Below are 18,948 nucleotides of genomic sequence, written 5' to 3'. Positions count from 1 at the left end.
TCCCCGCCGGAGGCCGTCCGAAAGCCCTTTCCCGGCCACCCCGATCCGGAGGCCCCCCACGCGGCAGCCCGCCCCTCAGCCGGCCGCCGCGCGCTCCGCCAGCTCCGCCCAGACCTCGTCCACCCGAGCCGCGAGCGCGGCCAGTTCCCCACCGTTGTCGATCACCAGGTCGGCGATCGCCAACCGGTCCGCCCGCGAGGCCTGCGCGGCCATCCGGGCCCGGGCCTCCTCCTCGGCCATCCCGCGCAGCCGCACGAGCCGGTCCAGCCGCACCTCGTCCGCCGCGTCCACCACCACGACCAGGTCGAACAGCGGCGCCAGCCCGTTCTCGGCCAGCAGCGGCACGTCGTGCACCACGACCGCGTCCGGCGCGGCCGCGGCCTCCAGTTCGGCGGAGCGGGCCCGCACCAGCGGGTGGACGATGGCGTTCAGTGCCTTCAGCCGCTCCGGGTCGGCGAACACGACCGCCCCGAGGGACGGACGGTCGAGGGTGCCGTCCTCCCGCAGCACCTGCGGGCCGAACTCGGCGACCACGGCGGCCAGTCCGTCCGTCCCGGGGGCGACCACCTCGCGGGCGATCACGTCGGAGTCCACGATCACCGCGCCGTGCGCGGCGAACAGCCGGGACACCTCGCTCTTGCCGGCGCCGATGCCGCCCGTCAGTCCGATCTTCAGCATGGCGTCAGGCTACCGGCGCGGCACCGGGGGCGTCAGCCCAGCTCCAGGCTCTCGCCGTCCCCGAGGACGGCCAGCTCCGCTCCCGTGCCCGGCCCGTCCGGCCCGACCATCCGGCTGTGCACGGCGAATCCGGCCGGGCTGAGCACCGCCTCGTGGACGGGTACCGCCCGGCTCGGCCCGGCTTCCCGCACGTAGTCGACCACCTCGGACACCTTGCTCCACGGCGCCGCGAGCGGCAGCAGCAGGGTGTCGACGGTGTGCGGCGGCACGGTGAACGCGTCGCCGGGGTGGAAGAGGCGGCCGTCGAAGAGGAAGCCGATGTTGCGGACCCGCGGGATGTCCGGGTGGATCACGGCGTGCCACTCGCCGTGCACCGAGACGCCGAGCCCGCCGATCTCGAAGGCGTCGCCCTCGCCGACCGTGGTGACGCGCTGTGCCACGCCGTCGAGTTGGGCGGCGACGTCCCCGTTGGTCCACACCCGCAGCGCCGGGTCGGCCTCCAGCGCGGCGCGCAGCCGGGACTCCTCGAAGTGGTCCATGTGCTCGTGGGTGATCAGGACGGCGTCCGCCCCGGCCAGTGCGGCGGGGTCGGTGAACACCCCGGGGTCGATGACGACGGTGGTGTCGTTGTGCTCGACGCGTACGCAGGCGTGTCCGAACTTGGTGATTCGCATGGGCCAAACCATACAGCAATGCTGTACAGCAAAGCTGCACAATCTCCGGATAGACTTCTCCCATGCCCAGCGAAGCCCCGCACCCGCACACCCTGGAACTCGCCGCCGACCTGCGCGCCGCCCTCGGCAGCCTGGTCCGCTCCCTGCGCGACAGCGACGAGCTGCCGCAGAACCAGGCCGCCGTCCTCGGCCTGCTGGTGCGCGACGAGCGCTCCTGCACCGTCGCCGAACTCGCCGACCTCCAGCGCGTCCGCCACCAGTCGATGGCCCGTACCGTCGCCCTGATGACCGCGGCCGGCCTGGTCGCCCAGCAGCCCCACCCCACCGACGGCCGCAAGCAGCTGATCACCGCCACCGGGGCGGGCCGCACCGCCCTGCTGGAACAGCGCACCCGCCGCGAACGCCACCTCGCCGACGCCATCGAGGCCATCCTCACCCCCGCCGAGCAGGACCGGCTCCGGGCCGCGGTCAGCCTCCTGAGCCGGCTGTCGTCACACCGGGACGACAGCGGGGCAGGTCGGGAGCCGTGATCGGCCACCGCGCCGCCGCGCCGCCCCGCGCATCCACCGACGCGTCCTAGGCCTTCACCAGGCCCGTGCCCACCGACTCCCCTGCCGCCGACTCCTCGACCGCCACTCGGGGCGCCGGGATCCCCGCCGGCCCAGTCCCCGCCGGCCCACTCTCCGGCAACGCGACATCCGGCAACGCAGCCTCCGACAACTCGATCTGCGGCAGCTCGACGTGCTCGCTCAGCCCGAAGCGCCGGTGCAGCCGCTTGAGCGGCGCGGGCGCCCACCAGTTGAACTCGCCGAACAGGCTCATCGCGGCGGGCACCAGCAGGCACCGCACCAGCGTGGCGTCCACCGCGACGGCGACGGCCAGCGCGATGCCCATCTGCTTGACCATGAGCATGTCCCCGAGCGCGAACCCGGCGAAGACGATCACCATCAGCAGCGCCGCCGAGGTGATGATCCGACCGCTGCGCTGGACGCCCAGCTCCACCGCCCGGGTACAGCTGTGCCCGCGTTGGTGCAGTTCCTTGATCCGGGCGAGCAGGAACACCTCGTAGTCCATCGACAGCCCGAACGCGAAGGCGAAGACCAGCACCGGGATGAAGGTCTCCAGGCCGCCGGTCGGCGTGAAGCCGAGCAGTCCGCTGAAATAGCCGTCCTGGAACACCAGGGTGAGCGCGCCGAGCGAGGCGCCCAGTGAGAGCAGGTTCATCAGCAGCGCCTTGACCGGCATGACCACCGAGCCGGTCATCAGGAACAGCAGCACCAGCGTCCCGGCCGCGACCAGTCCGAGCGCCCACGGGCCGCGCGACAGCAGCTCGTCCTTGAAGTCCACGACCGAGGCCGCGCCGCCGGTGACGTAGGTCTTCAGCCCGCCCCGGTCGGCCCGCAGCTCGTCGACGACGTGCTTGGCCTGCCCGCCCTGCGGGTCGCCGTGCACCAGTACGTCGATCGTCGCCACCGCGTCGCCCACCGGCGTCACCGCCCGCACCCCGCTCACGCCGGGCAGCTTGGCCACCACCTCGTCGGCGTACGCCTGCGCCACCGGGGCCCCGCCCTCGACCACCACCGTGATCGGCGCGGCCGCGGCCTGCGGGAAGCGCTGGTCGACGGTCTCGGCGACCTGCCGTCCGGCCGAGGAGACGGGCAGCACGGCGGCGCCGGAGCTGCGCATCTCGGCGTGGAGGAAGGGCGCCCCGGCCGCCATCAGCAGCGCCACGCAGGCGAGGGCGACCAGTACCGCCCGTTTGCGGACGCGGCGGACGGTCCGGCTGAAGAAGCCCTCGTCCGGTACGGGCGCGGCGGGCGCCTTGATCCGCGGGCCGGCGAAGCCGAGCAGGGCGGGGATCAGGGTCAGGGCGGCGGCGACGGCGATCACCACCACGCTGACCCCGGCGGCGGCCACCGCCCCCAGCACCGGGCTGGTGAAGACGAACAGGCCCGACAGTGCGACGGCCACGGTCAGTCCGGAGAAGGCCACGGTGCGCCCGGCGGTCGCCGCGGTCCGCTCGACGGCGGCGGCGATGCCCGCGCCGTGGCCGCGTTCCTCGCGGAAACGGTTCACCATGAGCAGCGCGTAGTCGATCGAGAGTCCGAGCCCCAGGACGGTGGCGATCGGCAGCACGCTGGTGTCGATGTCCATGATCCGACTGAATCCGAACATGGCCAGCAGTGCCCCGCCCACCGAGGCGACGGCTCCGATCACCGGCAGCGAGGCCGCCGCGAGGCCGCCGAACACCAGCACCATGACGACCAGCGTGAGCGGCAGGGTCACCATCTCGCCGAAGCGGGTGTCCTGCTCGGTCTGCTTCTTGACCTCCTGCTGCAGCACCAGGTCCCCGCCGACGGTGACGTGGGCGCCGCCCGAGCCGTTCAGCGAAGCGAGCCGCTGGGTGACGGCGTCGGTCTGGGCGGAGGTGGCGGTGTCAGCCATCCGTACGGTGACCAGGCTCGCGGTGCCGTCGGCGGAGCGCAGGGCGGCCGGGGCGGGGCCGGGGCCGTACGCGTCGAGGGCGGAGGAGACCCCGGGCAGGCCGGCGATGTCGGCGGTGGCCTTCTCGACGACGGCCTTGACGGCCGGGTCGTCCACACGTTTGCCGTCCACGACGGCGGTGACGGTGCCCTTGGCGGGCTCGGCGGCGGCGACCACCGCGCTGCCGCGGTCGGCTTCGCCGGTGGCGGAGGAGGCGCCGGCCACGGAGCCCTCGAAGACCCGGCCGCCGATCAGGACGCCGACGACGAGGACGGCGGCCCAGAAGCCGAGCACCCACCGGCGGTGGTGGAAGCAGAACCGGCCGAGGGCGGCGAGCCGGCCGCCGACCACGGTGGTGGCGGCGGAGGAGGGGTTGCGCATGAGGAGCCTTTCGGGCAGCTCCACTCAATGTAGGGGCAACCCGAACTTCGGCCTATAGAAGGACAATGAGCCCCATGTCACACTTTCCTTCACATAAAAAACACATAAGTCGGCGGTGCATAAGGGCAGTGCATAAGGAATGCCGGACAACAAAACCGGAACGAAGCCGGACAACACGATGGGCCCCACCCGGAAATCCGGGTGGGGCCCATCGGCTAGCTATCGGCTAGCGGGAAGCGAGAGCCTCAGCTCTGGCCACCGGCCAGCTTCTCGCGCAGGGCGGCCAGGGCCTCGTCGGAGGCCAGGGCGCCCGAGCCCTCGTCGCTGCTGGACGAGTACGAGCCACCAGCGGCGGCGGCGACGGCGTCGCCACCCTCCTCGGCAGCCTGGGCATCGGCCTCGCGGCTCTTGATGACCTGCGCCTGGTGCTGCTCGAAGCGGCTCTGCGCCTCGGCGTACTGGCGCTCCCACTCCTCGCGCTGCTTCTCGAAGCCGGGCAGCCAGTCGTTCGCCTCGGGGTCGAAGCCCTCCGGGTAGATGTAGTTGCCCTGGTCGTCGTACGAGGCGGCCATGCCGTACAGGGTCGGGTCGAACTCGACCTCGGCCGGGTTGGCACCCAGGGCCTCGTTGGCCTGCTTCAGCGACAGGCTGATGCGGCGGCGCTCGAGGTCGATGTCGATGACCTTGACGAAGATCTCGTCGCCGACCTGGACGACCTGCTCCGGGATCTCCACGTGGCGCTCGGCCAGCTCGGAGATGTGGACCAGACCCTCGATGCCCTCGTCCACGCGGACGAACGCACCGAACGGAACCAGCTTGGTGACCTTACCCGGAACGACCTGGCCGATCTGGTGGGTACGGGCGAACTGCTGCCACGGGTCCTCCTGGGTCGCCTTCAGCGACAGGGAGACGCGCTCGCGGTCCATGTCCACGTCGAGAACCTCGACGGTGACCTCCTGGCCGACCTCGACAACCTCGGACGGGTGGTCGATGTGCTTCCAGGACAGCTCGGAGACGTGCACCAGGCCGTCGACGCCACCCAGGTCCACGAAGGCACCGAAGTTGACGATCGAGGAGACGACGCCGGAGCGCACCTGGCCCTTCTGCAGGGTGGTGAGGAAGGTCTGGCGGACCTCGCTCTGGGTCTGCTCCAGCCAGGCACGGCGGGACAGGACCACGTTGTTGCGGTTCTTGTCCAGCTCGATGATCTTGGCCTCGAGCTCCTTGCCCACGTAGGGCTGGAGGTCGCGGACGCGGCGCATCTCGACGAGCGAGGCCGGCAGGAAGCCACGGAGGCCGATGTCGAGGATGAGACCACCCTTGACGACCTCGATGACGGTACCGGTGACGATGCCGTCCTCTTCCTTGATCTTCTCGATCGTGCCCCAGGCACGCTCGTACTGAGCGCGCTTCTTGGACAGGATGAGACGACCCTCCTTGTCCTCCTTCTGGAGAACCAGGGCCTCGATGTTGTCGCCGACGGCGACGACCTCGTGCGGGTCGACGTCGTGCTTGATCGAGAGCTCGCGGGACGGGATGACGCCCTCGGTCTTGTAACCGATGTCGAGGAGCACCTCGTCACGGTCGACCTTCACGATGACGCCCTCGACGATGTCGCCATCGTTGAAGTACTTGATGGTCTCGTCGATCGCGGCGAGGAACGCGTCCGCGTCGCCGATGTCGTTGACCGCGACCTGCGGGGTGGTGCTGAGGGAGGAGTCGGTGGGGCTCGTCATTAGGAAAAGGGCTCCGGTGCGGACATGAAAGTCGTAGGTAATGCCACGCGGAGGGCCCGTATCGCTCCCACCGAAAGCCGGACAGCCAAGAACACGGCTCACCGAAATTCCCGCACAAACGAGAATCGGCGTCCGTCTTGCGACCGTGGGGTCTTCGACAGATGCGAGCGCGACCTGCTCCGTCCGAGGCGCGCAGGCCCGCAGCGCAACTTGTAGCATACGGGGACGGCCAGGCACGGTCAATGCCAAGGACGGCAAGACGGTGGAGCCTGGTACGGATCAGGCCATATCCTCCGATTGCGCACCTCTCGGTGGCGCCCGCAGGGGCCATTTCCCCGGATGCCACCGCCAGGACCCGGACCCTTGCGGGACCGGTTCGCGGCAGCGGCGCTTCCGCACTCCATACCCTACGCGATGGGCATTGTCACCGTGGCCACCACCCCCCAGACCGACCCGCATGATCTTGACGCCGACGCGCTCGACCCCGACGTCGAAGGCGACGTCGAAGGCGACGACGACGCCGTCCGGCGCGCGGCCGGCACCGGGGAGAGCAGCCGGGCCAGCCGCCACTGGTGGGACCGCAACGCCGACGAGTACCAGGACGAGCACGGCGACTTCCTCGGCGACGACCGCTTCACCTGGTGCCCCGAAGGCCTGGACGAGGCCGACGCCCGGCTGCTCGGCGAGGTCGCGGACAAGGACGTGCTGGAGATCGGCGCCGGCGCCGCCCAGTGCTCCCGCTGGCTGGCCGGCCGCGGCGCCCGCCCCGTCGCCCTGGACATCTCCTACCGCCAGCTCCAGCACTCCCGCCGGATCGACCTCGGCCGCGGTGCCGTGCCCGTCCCGGTCGTCCAGGCCGACGCCGCCGTCCTGCCCTTCGCCGACCACTCCTTCGACCTCGCCTGCTCCGCCTACGGCGCCGTCCCGTTCAGCGCCGACACCACCGCGCTGATGCGCGAGGTGCACCGGGTGCTGCGACCCGGCGGACGCTGGGTGTTCTCGGTGACCCACCCGATCCGCTGGGCCTTCCCCGACGAGCCCGGCGTCGAAGGCCTCACCGCGGTGTCCTCGTACTTCGACCGCACGCCGTACGTCGAGCAGGACGAGCAGGGCCGCGCCACCTACGTCGAACACCACCGCACCCTCGGCGACCGGGTCCGCGAACTCGTCGCCGCCGGCTTCCGCCTGGTCGACCTGGTCGAGCCCGAGTGGCCGGCCGGCCTGGACCAGGAATGGGGCGGCTGGTCCCCGCTGCGCGGCCGGCTGATCCCCGGCACGGCGATCTTCGTGGCCGAGCGGGGCTGACCCGTTGCCGAACCAGGCCTGGCGCGAACTGCCCGTCCGCACCGCGCTGCCCGCACTGCACCGCGCCCTGGACGGGCCCGGCACCGCCGTCCTCGCCGCCCCGCCCGGCACCGGCAAGACCACCCTGGTGCCGCTCGCCCTGGCCGGACTCCTCGCTGCCGACCGCCCGACCCGCCGGGTACTCGTCGCCGAACCGCGCCGGCTCGCCGTCCGGGCCGCCGCCAAGCGGATGGCCTGGCTGCTCGACGAGACCGTCGGCGGGCGGGTCGGGTACACCGTCCGCGGCGAGCGTCGCGTCGGCCCGGAGACGGTGGTCGAGGTCGTCACCACCGGGGTGCTGCTGCAACGGCTCCAGCGCGACCAGGAGTTGCCCGGCGTCGACGTCGTCGTCCTCGACGAGTGCCACGAACGGCACCTGGACGCCGATACCGCGCTCGCCTTCCTCCTCGACGTCCGGGCGGCGCTGCGCCCCGAACTGCGACTGGTCTGCGCCTCGGCCACCTCCGACACCGACGCCTGGGCCGAACTCCTCGGCGGCGCACCCGTCGTGGCGGCGCACGGGGTCTCCCACCCGGTGGACGTCGTCTGGGCGCCGCCGCCGCGCGCCGTCCGGCCCGCCCACGGCACCCGGGTCGACCCGGCGCTGCTCGACCACGTCGCCGCGACGGTGCGCCGCGCACTCGCCGAACAGGTCGGCGACGTGCTCTGCTTCCTGCCCGGCGTCGGCGAGATCGCCCGCGTGGCCGGCCACCTCGGCGGGGTGGCCGCCGAGGTGCTCCAGTTGCACGGACGCGCCCCGCAGGCCGTCCAGGACGCCGCCCTCACCCCGTCCCCCAGCCGGCGGGTGGTGCTCGCCACCGCCGTCGCCGAATCCTCGCTCACCGTCCCCGGCGTACGCGTCGTGGTCGACGCCGGCCTCGCCCGCGAACCCCGCACCGACCACGCCCGTGGCCTCGCCGCGCTCGTCACCGTCCGCGCCTCCCTCGCCGCCGCCCGCCAGCGCGCCGGACGAGCAGGCCGCGAAGCCCCCGGCACCGTCTACCGCTGCTGGCACGAGGCTGAGGACGCCCGCGCCGCCCGCTACCCCACCCCCGAGATCGCCCTCGCCGACCTCACCTCCTTCACCCTCCAGGCCGCCTGCTGGGGCGACCCCGACGCCACCGGCCTCGCCCTGCCCGACCGGCCCCCGGCGGGCGCCATGGCTGCCGCCCGGCAGACCCTCCAAGCCCTCGGCGCCGTCTCCCCCGACGGGCGGGCCACGGCACGCGGCGTCCGACTCGCCCGCACCGGACTGCACCCCCGGCTCGCCCGCGCACTGGTCGACGGCGCGGCGGCGGTCGGCGCGCGGCGGGCAGCCGAGGTAGTCGCCCTGCTCTCCGAGGAACCACCGCGCGCCCTCGGCGACGACCTCGGCGCGGTCTGGCGGACGGTCCGTTCCTCCAAGGACCCGTACGCCGGGCGCTGGCGCGACGAAGTCCGCCGCCTGCTGCGCGCCACCTCCGACGAGCCCGCCACCAACCTGCCCGACGCCACCGCCGCCGGGCTCGTCGTCGCCCTCGCCTTCCCCGAACGCATCGCCCGCGCCCGCGTCGAGCGGCCCGCCCCCGGCGAACGCAGCCCGTACCTGATGGCCTCCGGGACAGCTGCCGACCTCGCCCCTGGGACTGCTCTGGGCGCCCTCCCCTGGCTCGCCGTCGCCGTCGCCGACCGCCCGGCGGGCTCGCACTCCGCCCGGGTGCTGCACGCTGCGGCGCTCGACGAGGACACCGCCCTCCTCGCCGGCGCGTCCCTCATGACCGCCCGCGAGGAAGTCCACTGGGACACCCGGCGAGGTGAAGTGGTCTCCCGCCAGGTCGAGTCACTGGGCGCGATCGAACTCGCCGAGAAGCCGCTGAGCCGTCCCGACCGGGCACTCGTCCGCGCGGCCCTCCTCGAAGGCCTCGCCCGCGAAGGTGTCAGTACCCTGCTGACCTGGCCCTCTCCGGGCCTGCGCGAACGCCTCGCCTTCCTCCACACCGCCATCGGCGACCCCTGGCCCGACGTCTCCGACGCCGCGCTGCTCGACCGCGCCGACGAATGGCTGGAGCCGGAGCTGTCACGCGCCCGCCGCCGCACCGACCTCGCGCGGATCGATACGACGGCCGCCCTCCAACGCCTGCTGCCGTGGGCCACCGGAGAAGCCGGCCGCCTGGACGAGTTGGCCCCCGAACGCATCACCGTGCCGTCCGGCTCGAAGATACGGGTCGACTACACCACCGAACGCCCAGTGCTGGCCGTCAAGTTGCAAGAGCTCTTCGGCTGGAAAGCTGCTCCCGCCCTGGCTGGCGGCCGAGTCCCCCTCACCATGCAGCTGCTCTCCCCCGCCGGCCGCCCCGCCGCCATCACCGGCGATCTGGAGGGCTTCTGGCGCAACGGCTACCACGCCGTCCGCGCCGACCTCAGGGGCCGCTACCCCCGCCACCCCTGGCCCGAAGACCCGACGACGGCCGAGCCCACCCGCCGCACCAACGCGAGGAAGTGACCGGGGTCCAGCGGGTACGGTCCCGAAGAGGCCACTCCACCGGAGGACGAAGCGCGCCATGGCACTGACCACACCGAGCGTCACCCACTCCCCCACAGCCGAACGCCCCTTCTCGGCCCTGATCCTGGACTTCGTCGGCGTACTCACCGCCAATGCCGGGCCCGCCCACCGCACGTGGTGCCTCGCCCAGGGCCTCGACGCCGACGCATGGCGAAACATGCTCGGCCACGACCCGAAGGCCGGCCGCCTGTACACGGAACTCGAAGCCGGACGACTGGGCCAGGCGGAGTGGAACCGGCAGGTAGCACCGATCCTCGGCCTCGCGGAGCACGAGAACCTGATGGGCCGGGCGTGGGCGGGCGTTCGACCGGCCGACGACATGATCGCGCTCGCCCGCTCGGCGCAGCGAGCCGGCCTGATGGTCGCCCTGCTGTCCAACTCCTTCGGCCTCGACCCGTACGACCCGTACGAGGCCATGGGCCTGTGGGAGTTGTTCGATGTGGCGGTGGTCTCCGAACGGGAGGGCGTCGCCAAGCCCGACCCGGCGATCTACCAGCTCACCCTGGATCGGCTCGGGCTGCCCGGCGAGGCGTGCGTCTTCGTGGACGACCACCCGAGGAACCTGCCCCCGGCCGAAGCGCTCGGCATCACCACCGTCCTCGCGGACGGCGCCCCTGGCACCGCCGCCCGCATCGCAGCCCTGCTCGGTGTCCCCGCAACAAGCTGAGCGGCCCGTCAATCCGGCTGATGGTCAGTCGATTCCGGTTCCGGGAGCAGGATGGCGGGAGTACCGTCCGCCTTGAGGCCGCTCACCTTCGGAGGCACCGATGACGCAATGGTCCGACTACTCCACCGGCCAGCGCATCAAAATGCTGCGGGCCGGCATGACGCAGGAAGAACTCGCCGAGGCCGCCGGGGTGTCCGTGCCGACCGTCCGCAAAGCCGAGAAGGAAGGGGGGAGCATCGGGCTGCCGTCGCTACTCAAGCTGTCCGGTGCGCTGCACGCGGACGTGTCGGTGATCCTCGGGCAGCAGGCACCCCGAAGGGCGTCGCTGATCGGCGACAGGGCGATGTTGCGGGCGCTCTCCCGCGCCGTGCACGACACCGCCGCGGGAGTCGGTGCCGACGTCGAACCGCCGGACGCCGCGCTATTGCGAGCCGATCTGGACCAGGCATGGGCGGACTACCGGGCCGGGGACTACACCCATGCCGGCAGCCTCGTCGTCCCTGCCATCACGGAGGCCGCCGCCCTCCTGAACTCCGCCCCGGACGACGAGCGGTGCGCAGCCCACGGCATCCTTGCCGACGCCTACCGGCTCGCCTCCTACACCGCCCAGTTCCACGGCGCCCGAGACCTCGCGTATGCGGCGATCGGCCACGCCCGCCACCACGTCCAGAAGGCCGCAGACCCGCTACGGGCCGCGATGGTGGAGTGCGGCCGGTCCTGGATCTACATGCGCGATGCCCGCCTCGACCAAGCCACGACCACGGCCGAGGACGCGTTCACGTCGATCGAGCCCCGTTACGCGGAACGGAATCCGGAGACGCTGGCCACCTACGGGTGGCACGTCACCTTCGCCGCTGTGGTCGCCTCCCGCCACGGTGATGCCGACCGGGCCCGCGACCTCCTCTCCCAGGGACACGCGGTCGCCGCTCGCATGGGCCGCGACGTGATGATCAACGGCACCAGCTACGGGCCGACTACGGTAACCGCGCAGGCCATCGGCATCCACACCGTCATGGGTGACCCCGGCAAGGCCCTGGCGCTCGCCCGCAACCTCGGCGACCTGTCCCCGCTGCCTCAGGCCGCCCGCAACCGGCTCGCCCTGGATGTCGCCCTCGCCCAGGCCGACACCCGCCAGTACGACGCCGCTCTGGACACGCTGCTCCAGGTGTGCAGCGCACAACCCGACTGGGCCCGCCACCAGGCTCTTCCGGGGGCGATCATGCAGCGCGCTGGCCACGCCAGCACCACCCGTGTGCGCAAGCTCGGCGGCATCCTCGGTATCAGCCTGTTCACTCACTGAGACGACACCGATACGCGACGTATCACGCGAGGCTGGTACGACTTTCGGAAGTGGCATGCACCGCACGTTCACGATGGCCTGACTCGGCGAAATTCTTGGCGTCATGACGCCACCTCAGCCCGACCGACCGTCCGTCCGTCGCGTCCACCTCGCCACGGTCCTCAGCGACCGGGGCGACTTCCTCGCCACCGCCATCCCAGAGCACGGCGACGGGCCCCCGCCGCGCCGCACCTCGGGAGACCTCGTGCGCCGCCCCCGCCCGTTCGCCGCGCGACTGGACTCGCGGACCGAATCCACGCCCCTGGCCCGCTACCTGTTGCGCGCCTACCTTTCCGGCCTGCCCTCCGGCGACCGCTACCGCGACGTCGCCGAGCTGCTCCTCGGGGAGTTGTTCGCCAATGCCGTCCAGCACTGCGACGCTCCCGACGACCGGCTCATCGAGATCCGCTTCGCACTGGTCAACTCCCGCCTGCGGCTGGAGGTGCACGACGCCAGTTGCGGCCGCCCGTCCCTCCGCACGGCCGCGTCGGACGACGAGCACGGGCGCGGGCTGTTCCTCGTCAACGAGCTGGCCGAGCGCTGGGGTTGCTGCCCCCGCCCCGGCGGCATCGGCAAGTTCGTCTGGGCTCTTGTCGCCCCCGCCTCCACCCCCGCCCTCGTCACCGCCTGAAAGACCGACTCCCATGCACCTCACCGCCCTCGCCAAGCACGCCCTCTCCCGAGGCCGCACCCCCGCCCAGGCCTACGCCTGCCTCGCCCGCCGCACCGGCGACCCCCTGCGCTCCGCCCGCGCCGTCTGCACGGCCCTCGGCATCCCCGCCGCCGAGACCACCCGCCGCCTCGACGACTGCCACGACGCCCTCCTCACCAACCCCCGACCCGACACCGCGCACGACACCGAGAACGACACCGGCGAACTCCTCGAAGCCCTCGGCGTCTTCGACGTCCCCGTCCCCCTCACCGCCCGCGACCACGCCGTCATCGCCCACTTCCTCACCGCGATCGACGCCATGGGCGGCATCCGCCCCGGCCACCAGCACGGCCTCACCCGCTGGTTCACCACCGGCAACCTCACCACCGCCTACCTCTCCCTCACCTCCGCCCACCCCATGCCCCGCACCGGCAACCCCACCCGCTACTGGACCGCCCTCGTCTCCGCCGGCGAACTCCTCGCCACCACCCCGAACCGCGACACCCGCATCACCTACGCCCTCGCCACCTGCCGCACCAACGCCGCCCAAGCCACCCGCCTGTAAGCACCGGAAGTCGGCCCCACCGACTTCCGGTGCACTCCCCACCGCCCCACCGCGCGATAGCCAACGAACTGCCCCCTCCCCACTCGCCACTCAACTACTGCTACGGCGCCCCTGCTCCGGCCACATGAGTTCCCCGAGCCCGGACGGGACTGCCGCCCCAGAGCTCCCGCCCCCAGCTGGGGCGGGTGTGTCAACGACTCCGCTCAACAACCGGGTTGTTGAACTGATCCCGACCATCGCTACCAGGAGGACTCATGCCGAAGACGCCCAAACCGTGGGGCACCGGCAGGATGGGGCCCTACCCGGCCACTGCCACGCTCCCGGCGTTCACGCCGGTGATCGACCCCGAGACGCAGATCGCCGTGATCGTGGACGAGCACGGCCGAACGGTCGAGCTGGGGAGCCACGGCACCAGCACCAGTGGTGTCCACGCCCACCCACACGAGCCCCGGTGACGGGGCCGCGCCGGGCGGGGCCACGGACAGCGACGTGACCGAGTCCTACGACCAGGACCAGAGCCCCGGCTGACGACCGACCGAAGCAGGTCGGTGCTGGTACTGACCAACTCCTCCGACGTGACAGCGGATGCGGCGCTGCGGGTACTCGCCGGGCGCCGGGTTCCGGTGGTTCGTCTCGATCCCGGCACCGACCTGCACGCGGGTGCCTCGCTGACCGCTGCGTACCGCACGGGCAGACAGCGGGGCACCCTTCGCACGACGAGCCGTGAACTGGACCTCACGGCCGTTCGGTCCGTCTGGGTACGCAGGCCCTCCCCCTACCCGGGACCGCCCGACCTCGACGGCCAGGACCGCCGGTTCGCCGCCTCGCAGTCCTTCTGGGGAGCCGGCGGCATCCTGGCCTCACTTCCCGGGGCGCACTACGTGAACCACCCTTGGGACAACCGGGCGGCCGAGTACAAGCCGGCGCAGCTCGCCGCCGCACAGCGCTGCGGATTCCACGTGCCCGACACGCTGGTCACCAACGACGCACAGGAAGCACGGGAGTTCACCGCCCACCATGCCGATGGCGCGGTATACAAGCCGGTGTGGAACACCCCGTACTCGGTCGACGGGCGGGCCCAGGCCGTGTGGGTTCGCGAAGTACGCACCGGGGAGATCACCGACGCCGTGACGGCGTGCCCGCACCTGTTCCAGGCCAGGGTTCCCAAGGTGTTCGACACCCGGGTGACCGCAGTCGGAGCACGCCTCTTCGGCACCCGCATCGACAGCCCGGACCTCGACTGGCGGCACCGGCAGGACCGGATGCGCTGCCGTCCGATCGAGGTCCCCGCACCGGTGGCCGCCGCCGTCTCCCGCTACCTCACCGCCTTCCGACTGGTCTTCGGCGCCTTCGACTTCGCCGTCACCCCGGACGGCACATGGCACTTCCTGGAGTTTACCGACCTGCTTTCCGACTGTTCGTGATGTTCGTGGTGCCCGTGTCCTGATACGTGGCGTACTCGTTGACCGTCCATGTACGTGATGTTCGGTATGTGGTCCAGGGAGCGTATGTGAGCGGGCAGTTGGTGATCGGGGACCTGCGGGTGCAGGTGCTGGAGCGGGGCGACGGTACGCGGGCGTACACGATCGTCTGGCCGGAGGGGGCGGTGCATGCGGAGGCGGATCGGTTTCTGCGGATGCGGGAGCCGGGGACGGACCGGACGTACGCCTACCTGCTGGTGGATCATCTGCGGTGGCTGGAGCGGGAGTGCCTGCCGCTGGCGTCGGTGACACTGGCGGATCTGCAGCGGTACATGGGTGCGGTGGGTGCGAAGGTGGATGGCCCGTTCGGGCTGCCGTGGCGGGAGGGCAAGAAGCCGTACGGGCAGGCGACGCTGTCGCTGGCGGCGGCCTGTCTGAAGGGCTTCTATCTGCACCAGGCCGCGCTCGGGGTGAACGAGGAGCTCGGCAGGCAGCTGGACCGGACTCGGCTGCCGAGCCGTGCGGACCGCAACCGGGCCCTGCTGGGACATGTGAAGACGGCGATGCCGAGCAACCCGCTGGCGCCGAAGCAGGTGCGGCGACGGCACCCGAAGATGGCCCCAGAGGGGGCGAAGGAGATGCTCCTGGCGACGGTGAACTCGGCCCGGGACCGGTTGGTGGTGACCTGGCTGGCCGATGGCGGCTTCCGGATCGGTGAGCTGTGCGGACTGCATCTGGTGGACCTGCATCTGCGGGAGGACGCCGGGTGCGGGCAGTGCCGCGCGCCGCACGTGCACGTGTGCCACCGGCCGGCGAACCCGAACCGGGCGGCGGCCAAGACGAAGCCGGAGTGGGACGTCGAGGACGGCACGGTGGTGGGCGGGCTGATCAAGCGGGCCAGTCCGGCGATGGTGCACACCTACTTCGAGTACATGACGACCGAGTACCCGCAGCAGGCCGGGCACGGCATGCTGTTGGTCCAGCTGCACGGCGAGCGCGCCGGGCAGCCGTGGACGACGGACGCGGCCCGGCGGATGCTGCGGCGGGCCGGGGACCGGGCCGAGCTGGGCCGGGTCAAGCCCCACGGATTTCGGCACTCCTTCGCCACCGCGGTTCTGGACGCCTCCGGCGGTGACCTGGTGGTCACCCGTGAGGCGGGCGGCTGGGCGTCGGCGAGCACGGTCGATGAGATCTACGCACACGCCGATGTCCATGACCCTGACTTCGCCCGGGCCCTGCGCAAGGCGTGGGGGGAGAGCGAATGAGTGTGATCTCGCTGGCCGCCCGCACTCCCGATCCGGACCGGCGTGAGGCCCGGGACCGGTTGGAGGTGCTGACCGCACTGATCGACGGCCCCGGCTTCGATGCGGTCTTCCGCGACGACGTGATCCGTATCCCGGCCCGGCATCCGGTCTATCCCTGGTGCTGTGTCGTGCCCGACTGCGAACGGCCGAGGTGGGAGAAGAAGGACCTGTGCGCCGCCCATGACCAGCAGTGGCGGGACGCGCGGGCCACCGGAGTACGCAAAAGCGACTTCGTGCACACTGCCGAGCCGCTGAAGGCGAGCCGGATGACGGAGGAGCGACGCTGCCGCATCTGCCCTGAACGGCCCGCTTTCAACAACGAGTTGGCGCTGTGTTTCCGGCACCGCAACCGCTGGAAGGCACACAAGCAGCGCCACGGCCGGGATGCCGACTTCGAGCAGTGGGCGGCGGAGGAGGAGACCTACCCGGGCTACGGCTCCTGCCAGCTGCGGGCCTGCCGTGATCTGGCCGCCTCTCCGCTGGGGCTGTGCACGGTCCACCTCGGCCGCTACCAGGCGGCTGACCAGCCGGGCGGCGCGACGCTGCCGAAGAACTACCACCGCTGGGAGCAGGAAGGGACCCCGGTCCCTGTTCACTACGGCGACGAGGCGGCCTTCCGGCAGTGGTGCCGGGATGAGCCGCCGGTCATGCGCGTCGGCGAGCTCAACCTGAGCGGCCTGCGACCGCTGGTAAGAGCCGAGCTGAAGTGGGGCCTGCACGCGCACGGACAAGGGGACGAGCGCCGCCCGTGGGAACTGCCGTGGATCCAGAACCTGGTGGACCTCTGCCACCGCCAGCACTGCGACTCACTGCTGGATGCGGACCTGGACCAGTGCACCAACAGATACGACCGGATGATCGCGAAGAAGATCCTGGCCGAGCTGGAACTGGTCTACCTCACTCCGGCGGACACCCGCGAGGCCGGATACATCCAGACGCAGCACTTCGGCGTCCGCTTCCCCAAGCGGTCCGGCCACTACCCGCTGACCGCCGTTCCCCAGCGATGGCTGCGTGACCTGCTCTGGGACTACCTCACCGGCGTGCTCCGCTCCCCGCAGTGCCCCCGCACCTCGTCCTTCATGGACAGTGCCCGCAAGGGATGCGTGGAACTCGGTGCCTTCCTCCAGGCCCACGCCCCCGGCGGCGGACACGATCCCACCCTGCTGCATGCCGAGCACATCGAGCGGTACGTCGCCGAGGTCCGCCGCCGGGAACGGCTGAAACTGCCGACGCTGACGCTGCCTTCCCGAGGCGACGTCGCAAAGGCGACCATCACCCCGGCCTTGCGGCAGACCCTGTTCAACGGCACCCGTGTGGTCCTGCGCGCCGCCCTGGAGAACGGGTCCAGCGACCGCATCGGCCTGGCACGGGAGTGCATCGTGGCGATGCCGTCGGGCGGGCGGACTGTCACCCGCGCCCGCAGCCCCTTCACCGACGACGTCGCCCGGGCCCTGGCCGACGAGGCGAACCTGCAACGGCTCGCCGAGCGCCATGACCCTGAGGACCAGGGGCTGCGCGACATGTGGGAGGCGATCGTCTACACAGGCCGCCGGGCCGGGGAGATCTTGAACCTCAAGCTCGAATGCCTGGGCCGCTACAACGGCCTGCCCATGCTCTGGCACGACCAGACCAAGGTCGGCAACTACGACCAGGCCATCCGCATCCCCGAACCGCTTTATGACCGTCTGGCCGGACGCCAGCGCAAGACCCTCGCCCACTTCGCCGACCGGCACGGCGGCCGACAGGCCACCGCCCGCGAACGGGCCGAGCTGGTCCTGTTCCCCTCCCTCCGCCGCAGCCGCGACGGCCGCCGAGCCCTGTCCTACAACTGGTTCCAGGGCCACTTCCGTGCTTGGATCGACGAGTTGGACCTGGGCAGGGTCGTCCCGCATCAGGCCCGGCACACCCTCGCCACCAGATTGCTGCGGCACGGCGCCTCCCTGACCCACATCCGCCGCTACCTCGGCCATGTCTCCGACCGCATGGCCGAGCACTACGCACAGGTCGCGGTCTCCGAGATCGAAGACGTCCTCCAGCACGTCTGGGTCGCCGGCCCCGGCGCCGCCAACCCCGGCGAACTCCTCTCCAGCCCGCTCACCCCGCTCGACCAACGCCAGGCCGAGGCCCTGGCGATCGACCTGTCCCGCCGCAGCACACCGACCGAAGGCGGCTTCTGCACCTTCCAGCCCGTCGTGGACGGCGGCGCCTGCCCCTTCAACCTCGACTGCGAGAACTGCGACAAGTTCGTCATGTCCGGCGCCGACCTGCTCTACTGGCGCCGCAAACGCGAGCAGTGGTACTCCATCGCCGAACGCGCTCCCGACGATGCCACCGCCGACTACCTCCACGAGGTCTTCGCCCCTACCGCCCGCGCCATCGACGGCCTGGAGAAGGCCCTGGCCGGACTCAACCTGCTCGACGACGCCCTCGCGCTGGACCTACGACGCCCCCAGGACTACTTCCACCGCCTCTGGAGCATCGGCTTCCGCGCCAACGAGCTCGCCCGCGCTGCCGACAACGACGACTTCGATGAGGGAGAGGAGATCCCGGCATGAGCGAGCAGGTTCCACCGCCCCGGACGGCTGCCGCGATCGAAGCCCGGCGTGAGCGCACCCGGGCCAAAGTAAGCCAAGTTCGTAACAGCATCGCCGAGTTGAAACGGCAAAAGGTGCCCGTCACCGTCGCCGCAGTCGTTCGTCGGGCGGGCGTGTCCCGCACCTTTCTCTACGAGAACCCCGACGCCCGCGCCCTCGTCGCCGACGCTGTCGCCCAAGGCTCCCCTGCACAGGACCAAACCGGCCCCCGTCTCGACACGTCGAACGACACCGCCTGGCGGGAACGGGCGCTGAATGCCGAGGACGCCCTCAAGGCCGCCCACGGAGAGATCCGCACCCAACGCAACCGGATCGCCCAGCTCATGGGCCAGATCCGCGACCTGGAAACGCAGTGGACCGACGAGTCCGTCGAGCGCATCACCACCGAGAACGCCAACCTCAAACAGCGAGTCCGCCAACTCTCCCAGGACAAACGCACCCTCGAAGAACGCCTCCAGGCTGCCCGCTCCAACAGCCGCTTCCAAGACCGCCGCATCTCCCAGCTCGAAGCCCAGCTGCTCGACCATGGTCAACTGTCATGACCAGCCAAGGGACGGTGGGAGGTTC

General features: G+C 71.5%; 16 protein-coding genes. 12 read left to right on the top strand and 4 right to left on the bottom strand.

The features are described from left to right. Positions 1-75: 75 nt before the first annotated feature. Positions 76-678 (bottom strand): dephospho-CoA kinase, encoded by a 603-nt coding sequence (gene coaE / locus AC0B61_RS20750; protein ID WP_471742169.1) that lies wholly within the window; start codon positions 676-678, stop codon positions 76-78. 32 nt (positions 679-710) lie between these two features. Beyond that, positions 711-1,352, bottom strand: a complete 642-nt coding sequence (locus tag AC0B61_RS20745; protein ID WP_471742168.1) for an MBL fold metallo-hydrolase — start codon at positions 1,350-1,352, stop codon at positions 711-713. Between the two features lie 62 nt (positions 1,353-1,414). Here AC0B61_RS20745 and AC0B61_RS20740 point away from each other — a divergent pair, with 62 nt between their 5' ends. After that, on the top strand, positions 1,415-1,882 hold the full coding sequence (locus AC0B61_RS20740; protein ID WP_471742167.1) for a MarR family winged helix-turn-helix transcriptional regulator: 468 nt from the start codon (positions 1,415-1,417) through the stop codon (positions 1,880-1,882). Between the two features lie 46 nt (positions 1,883-1,928). Here the strand turns inward: AC0B61_RS20740 and AC0B61_RS20735 are convergent, their stop codons facing one another. Then, the gene (locus AC0B61_RS20735) at positions 1,929-4,217 is read right to left on the bottom strand and encodes an MMPL family transporter (RefSeq protein WP_471742166.1); all 2,289 of its coding nucleotides are present in this window, start codon (positions 4,215-4,217) and stop codon (positions 1,929-1,931) included. 245 nt (positions 4,218-4,462) lie between these two features. After that, positions 4,463-5,953 carry a 30S ribosomal protein S1 gene (gene rpsA / locus AC0B61_RS20730; RefSeq protein WP_471742165.1) on the bottom strand — a complete coding sequence of 497 codons (1,491 nt, stop codon included), beginning with the start codon at positions 5,951-5,953 and terminating at the stop codon, positions 4,463-4,465. A gap of 414 nt (positions 5,954-6,367) precedes the next feature. Between rpsA and AC0B61_RS20725 the strand changes: the two genes are divergently transcribed. The 11 genes from AC0B61_RS20725 (at position 6,368) to AC0B61_RS20675 (ending at position 18,923) form a co-directional block, all read left to right on the top strand. Next, positions 6,368-7,258, top strand: a complete 891-nt coding sequence (locus AC0B61_RS20725) for a class I SAM-dependent methyltransferase (protein WP_471742164.1) — start codon at positions 6,368-6,370, stop codon at positions 7,256-7,258. A 4-nt stretch (positions 7,259-7,262) separates the two neighbouring features. Beyond that, on the top strand, positions 7,263-9,779 hold the full coding sequence (gene hrpB / locus AC0B61_RS20720; protein ID WP_471742163.1) for an ATP-dependent helicase HrpB: 2,517 nt from the start codon (positions 7,263-7,265) through the stop codon (positions 9,777-9,779). Positions 9,780-9,837: 58 nt separating this feature from the next. Next, positions 9,838-10,506 carry an HAD-IA family hydrolase gene (locus AC0B61_RS20715; protein ID WP_471742162.1) on the top strand — a complete coding sequence of 223 codons (669 nt, stop codon included), beginning with the start codon at positions 9,838-9,840 and terminating at the stop codon, positions 10,504-10,506. Positions 10,507-10,606: 100 nt separating this feature from the next. Then, complete coding sequence (locus AC0B61_RS20710) at positions 10,607-11,806, top strand: helix-turn-helix domain-containing protein (RefSeq protein WP_471742161.1); 1,200 nt, start codon at positions 10,607-10,609, stop codon at positions 11,804-11,806. Between the two features lie 103 nt (positions 11,807-11,909). Next, entirely contained in the window at positions 11,910-12,476 is a 567-nt protein-coding gene (locus tag AC0B61_RS20705) for an ATP-binding protein (protein WP_471742160.1), read from the top strand. A 13-nt stretch (positions 12,477-12,489) separates the two neighbouring features. Continuing rightward, entirely contained in the window at positions 12,490-13,062 is a 573-nt protein-coding gene (locus AC0B61_RS20700; RefSeq protein WP_471742159.1) for a hypothetical protein, read from the top strand. A gap of 254 nt (positions 13,063-13,316) precedes the next feature. Continuing rightward, positions 13,317-13,517 carry a putative ATP-grasp-modified RiPP gene (gene tgmA / locus AC0B61_RS20695; protein WP_471742158.1) on the top strand — a complete coding sequence of 67 codons (201 nt, stop codon included), beginning with the start codon at positions 13,317-13,319 and terminating at the stop codon, positions 13,515-13,517. 93 nt (positions 13,518-13,610) lie between these two features. Further along, positions 13,611-14,486: an ATP-grasp ribosomal peptide maturase gene (tgmB, locus tag AC0B61_RS20690; RefSeq protein ID WP_471742157.1), complete on the top strand. Its 876-nt coding sequence runs from the start codon at positions 13,611-13,613 to the stop codon at positions 14,484-14,486. Positions 14,487-14,512: 26 nt separating this feature from the next. Next, complete coding sequence (locus tag AC0B61_RS20685; RefSeq protein WP_471742156.1) at positions 14,513-15,748, top strand: tyrosine-type recombinase/integrase; 1,236 nt, start codon at positions 14,513-14,515, stop codon at positions 15,746-15,748. After that, positions 15,745-18,342 (top strand): tyrosine-type recombinase/integrase, encoded by a 2,598-nt coding sequence (locus AC0B61_RS20680; RefSeq protein WP_471742155.1) that lies wholly within the window; start codon positions 15,745-15,747, stop codon positions 18,340-18,342. Before AC0B61_RS20685 ends, AC0B61_RS20680 begins: the two co-directional genes overlap by 4 nt. Next, complete coding sequence (locus AC0B61_RS20675; RefSeq protein ID WP_471742154.1) at positions 18,339-18,923, top strand: DUF6262 family protein; 585 nt, start codon at positions 18,339-18,341, stop codon at positions 18,921-18,923. The genes AC0B61_RS20680 and AC0B61_RS20675 overlap by 4 nt, the downstream gene beginning before the upstream one ends. Positions 18,924-18,948: the final 25 nt, after the last annotated feature.

The sequence above is a fragment of the Kitasatospora sp. NPDC023385 genome (assembly GCF_055664045.1).
Note: the sequence above shows the minus strand (reverse complement) of the source record. Positions and strands in the feature narration are given on the sequence as shown.

What these genes read in the sequence shown, in the direction of transcription:
- AC0B61_RS20700 (WP_471742159.1), top strand. Translation starts at nt 12,490, where the DNA reads ATGCACCTCACCGCCCTCGCCAAGCACGCCCTCTCCCGAGGCCGCACC.
- AC0B61_RS20680 (WP_471742155.1), top strand. Translation starts at nt 15,745, where the DNA reads ATGAGTGTGATCTCGCTGGCCGCCCGCACTCCCGATCCGGACCGGCGT.
- AC0B61_RS20715 (WP_471742162.1), top strand. Translation starts at nt 9,838, where the DNA reads ATGGCACTGACCACACCGAGCGTCACCCACTCCCCCACAGCCGAACGC.
- AC0B61_RS20725 (WP_471742164.1), top strand. Translation starts at nt 6,368, where the DNA reads ATGGGCATTGTCACCGTGGCCACCACCCCCCAGACCGACCCGCATGAT.
- AC0B61_RS20705 (WP_471742160.1), top strand. Translation starts at nt 11,910, where the DNA reads ATGACGCCACCTCAGCCCGACCGACCGTCCGTCCGTCGCGTCCACCTC.
- coaE (WP_471742169.1), bottom strand. Translation starts at nt 678, where the DNA reads ATGCTGAAGATCGGACTGACGGGCGGCATCGGCGCCGGCAAGAGCGAG.
- AC0B61_RS20745 (WP_471742168.1), bottom strand. Translation starts at nt 1,352, where the DNA reads ATGCGAATCACCAAGTTCGGACACGCCTGCGTACGCGTCGAGCACAAC.
- AC0B61_RS20735 (WP_471742166.1), bottom strand. Translation starts at nt 4,217, where the DNA reads ATGCGCAACCCCTCCTCCGCCGCCACCACCGTGGTCGGCGGCCGGCTC.
- tgmA (WP_471742158.1), top strand. Translation starts at nt 13,317, where the DNA reads ATGCCGAAGACGCCCAAACCGTGGGGCACCGGCAGGATGGGGCCCTAC.
- AC0B61_RS20740 (WP_471742167.1), top strand. Translation starts at nt 1,415, where the DNA reads ATGCCCAGCGAAGCCCCGCACCCGCACACCCTGGAACTCGCCGCCGAC.
- AC0B61_RS20675 (WP_471742154.1), top strand. Translation starts at nt 18,339, where the DNA reads ATGAGCGAGCAGGTTCCACCGCCCCGGACGGCTGCCGCGATCGAAGCC.
- AC0B61_RS20710 (WP_471742161.1), top strand. Translation starts at nt 10,607, where the DNA reads ATGACGCAATGGTCCGACTACTCCACCGGCCAGCGCATCAAAATGCTG.
- rpsA (WP_471742165.1), bottom strand. Translation starts at nt 5,953, where the DNA reads ATGACGAGCCCCACCGACTCCTCCCTCAGCACCACCCCGCAGGTCGCG.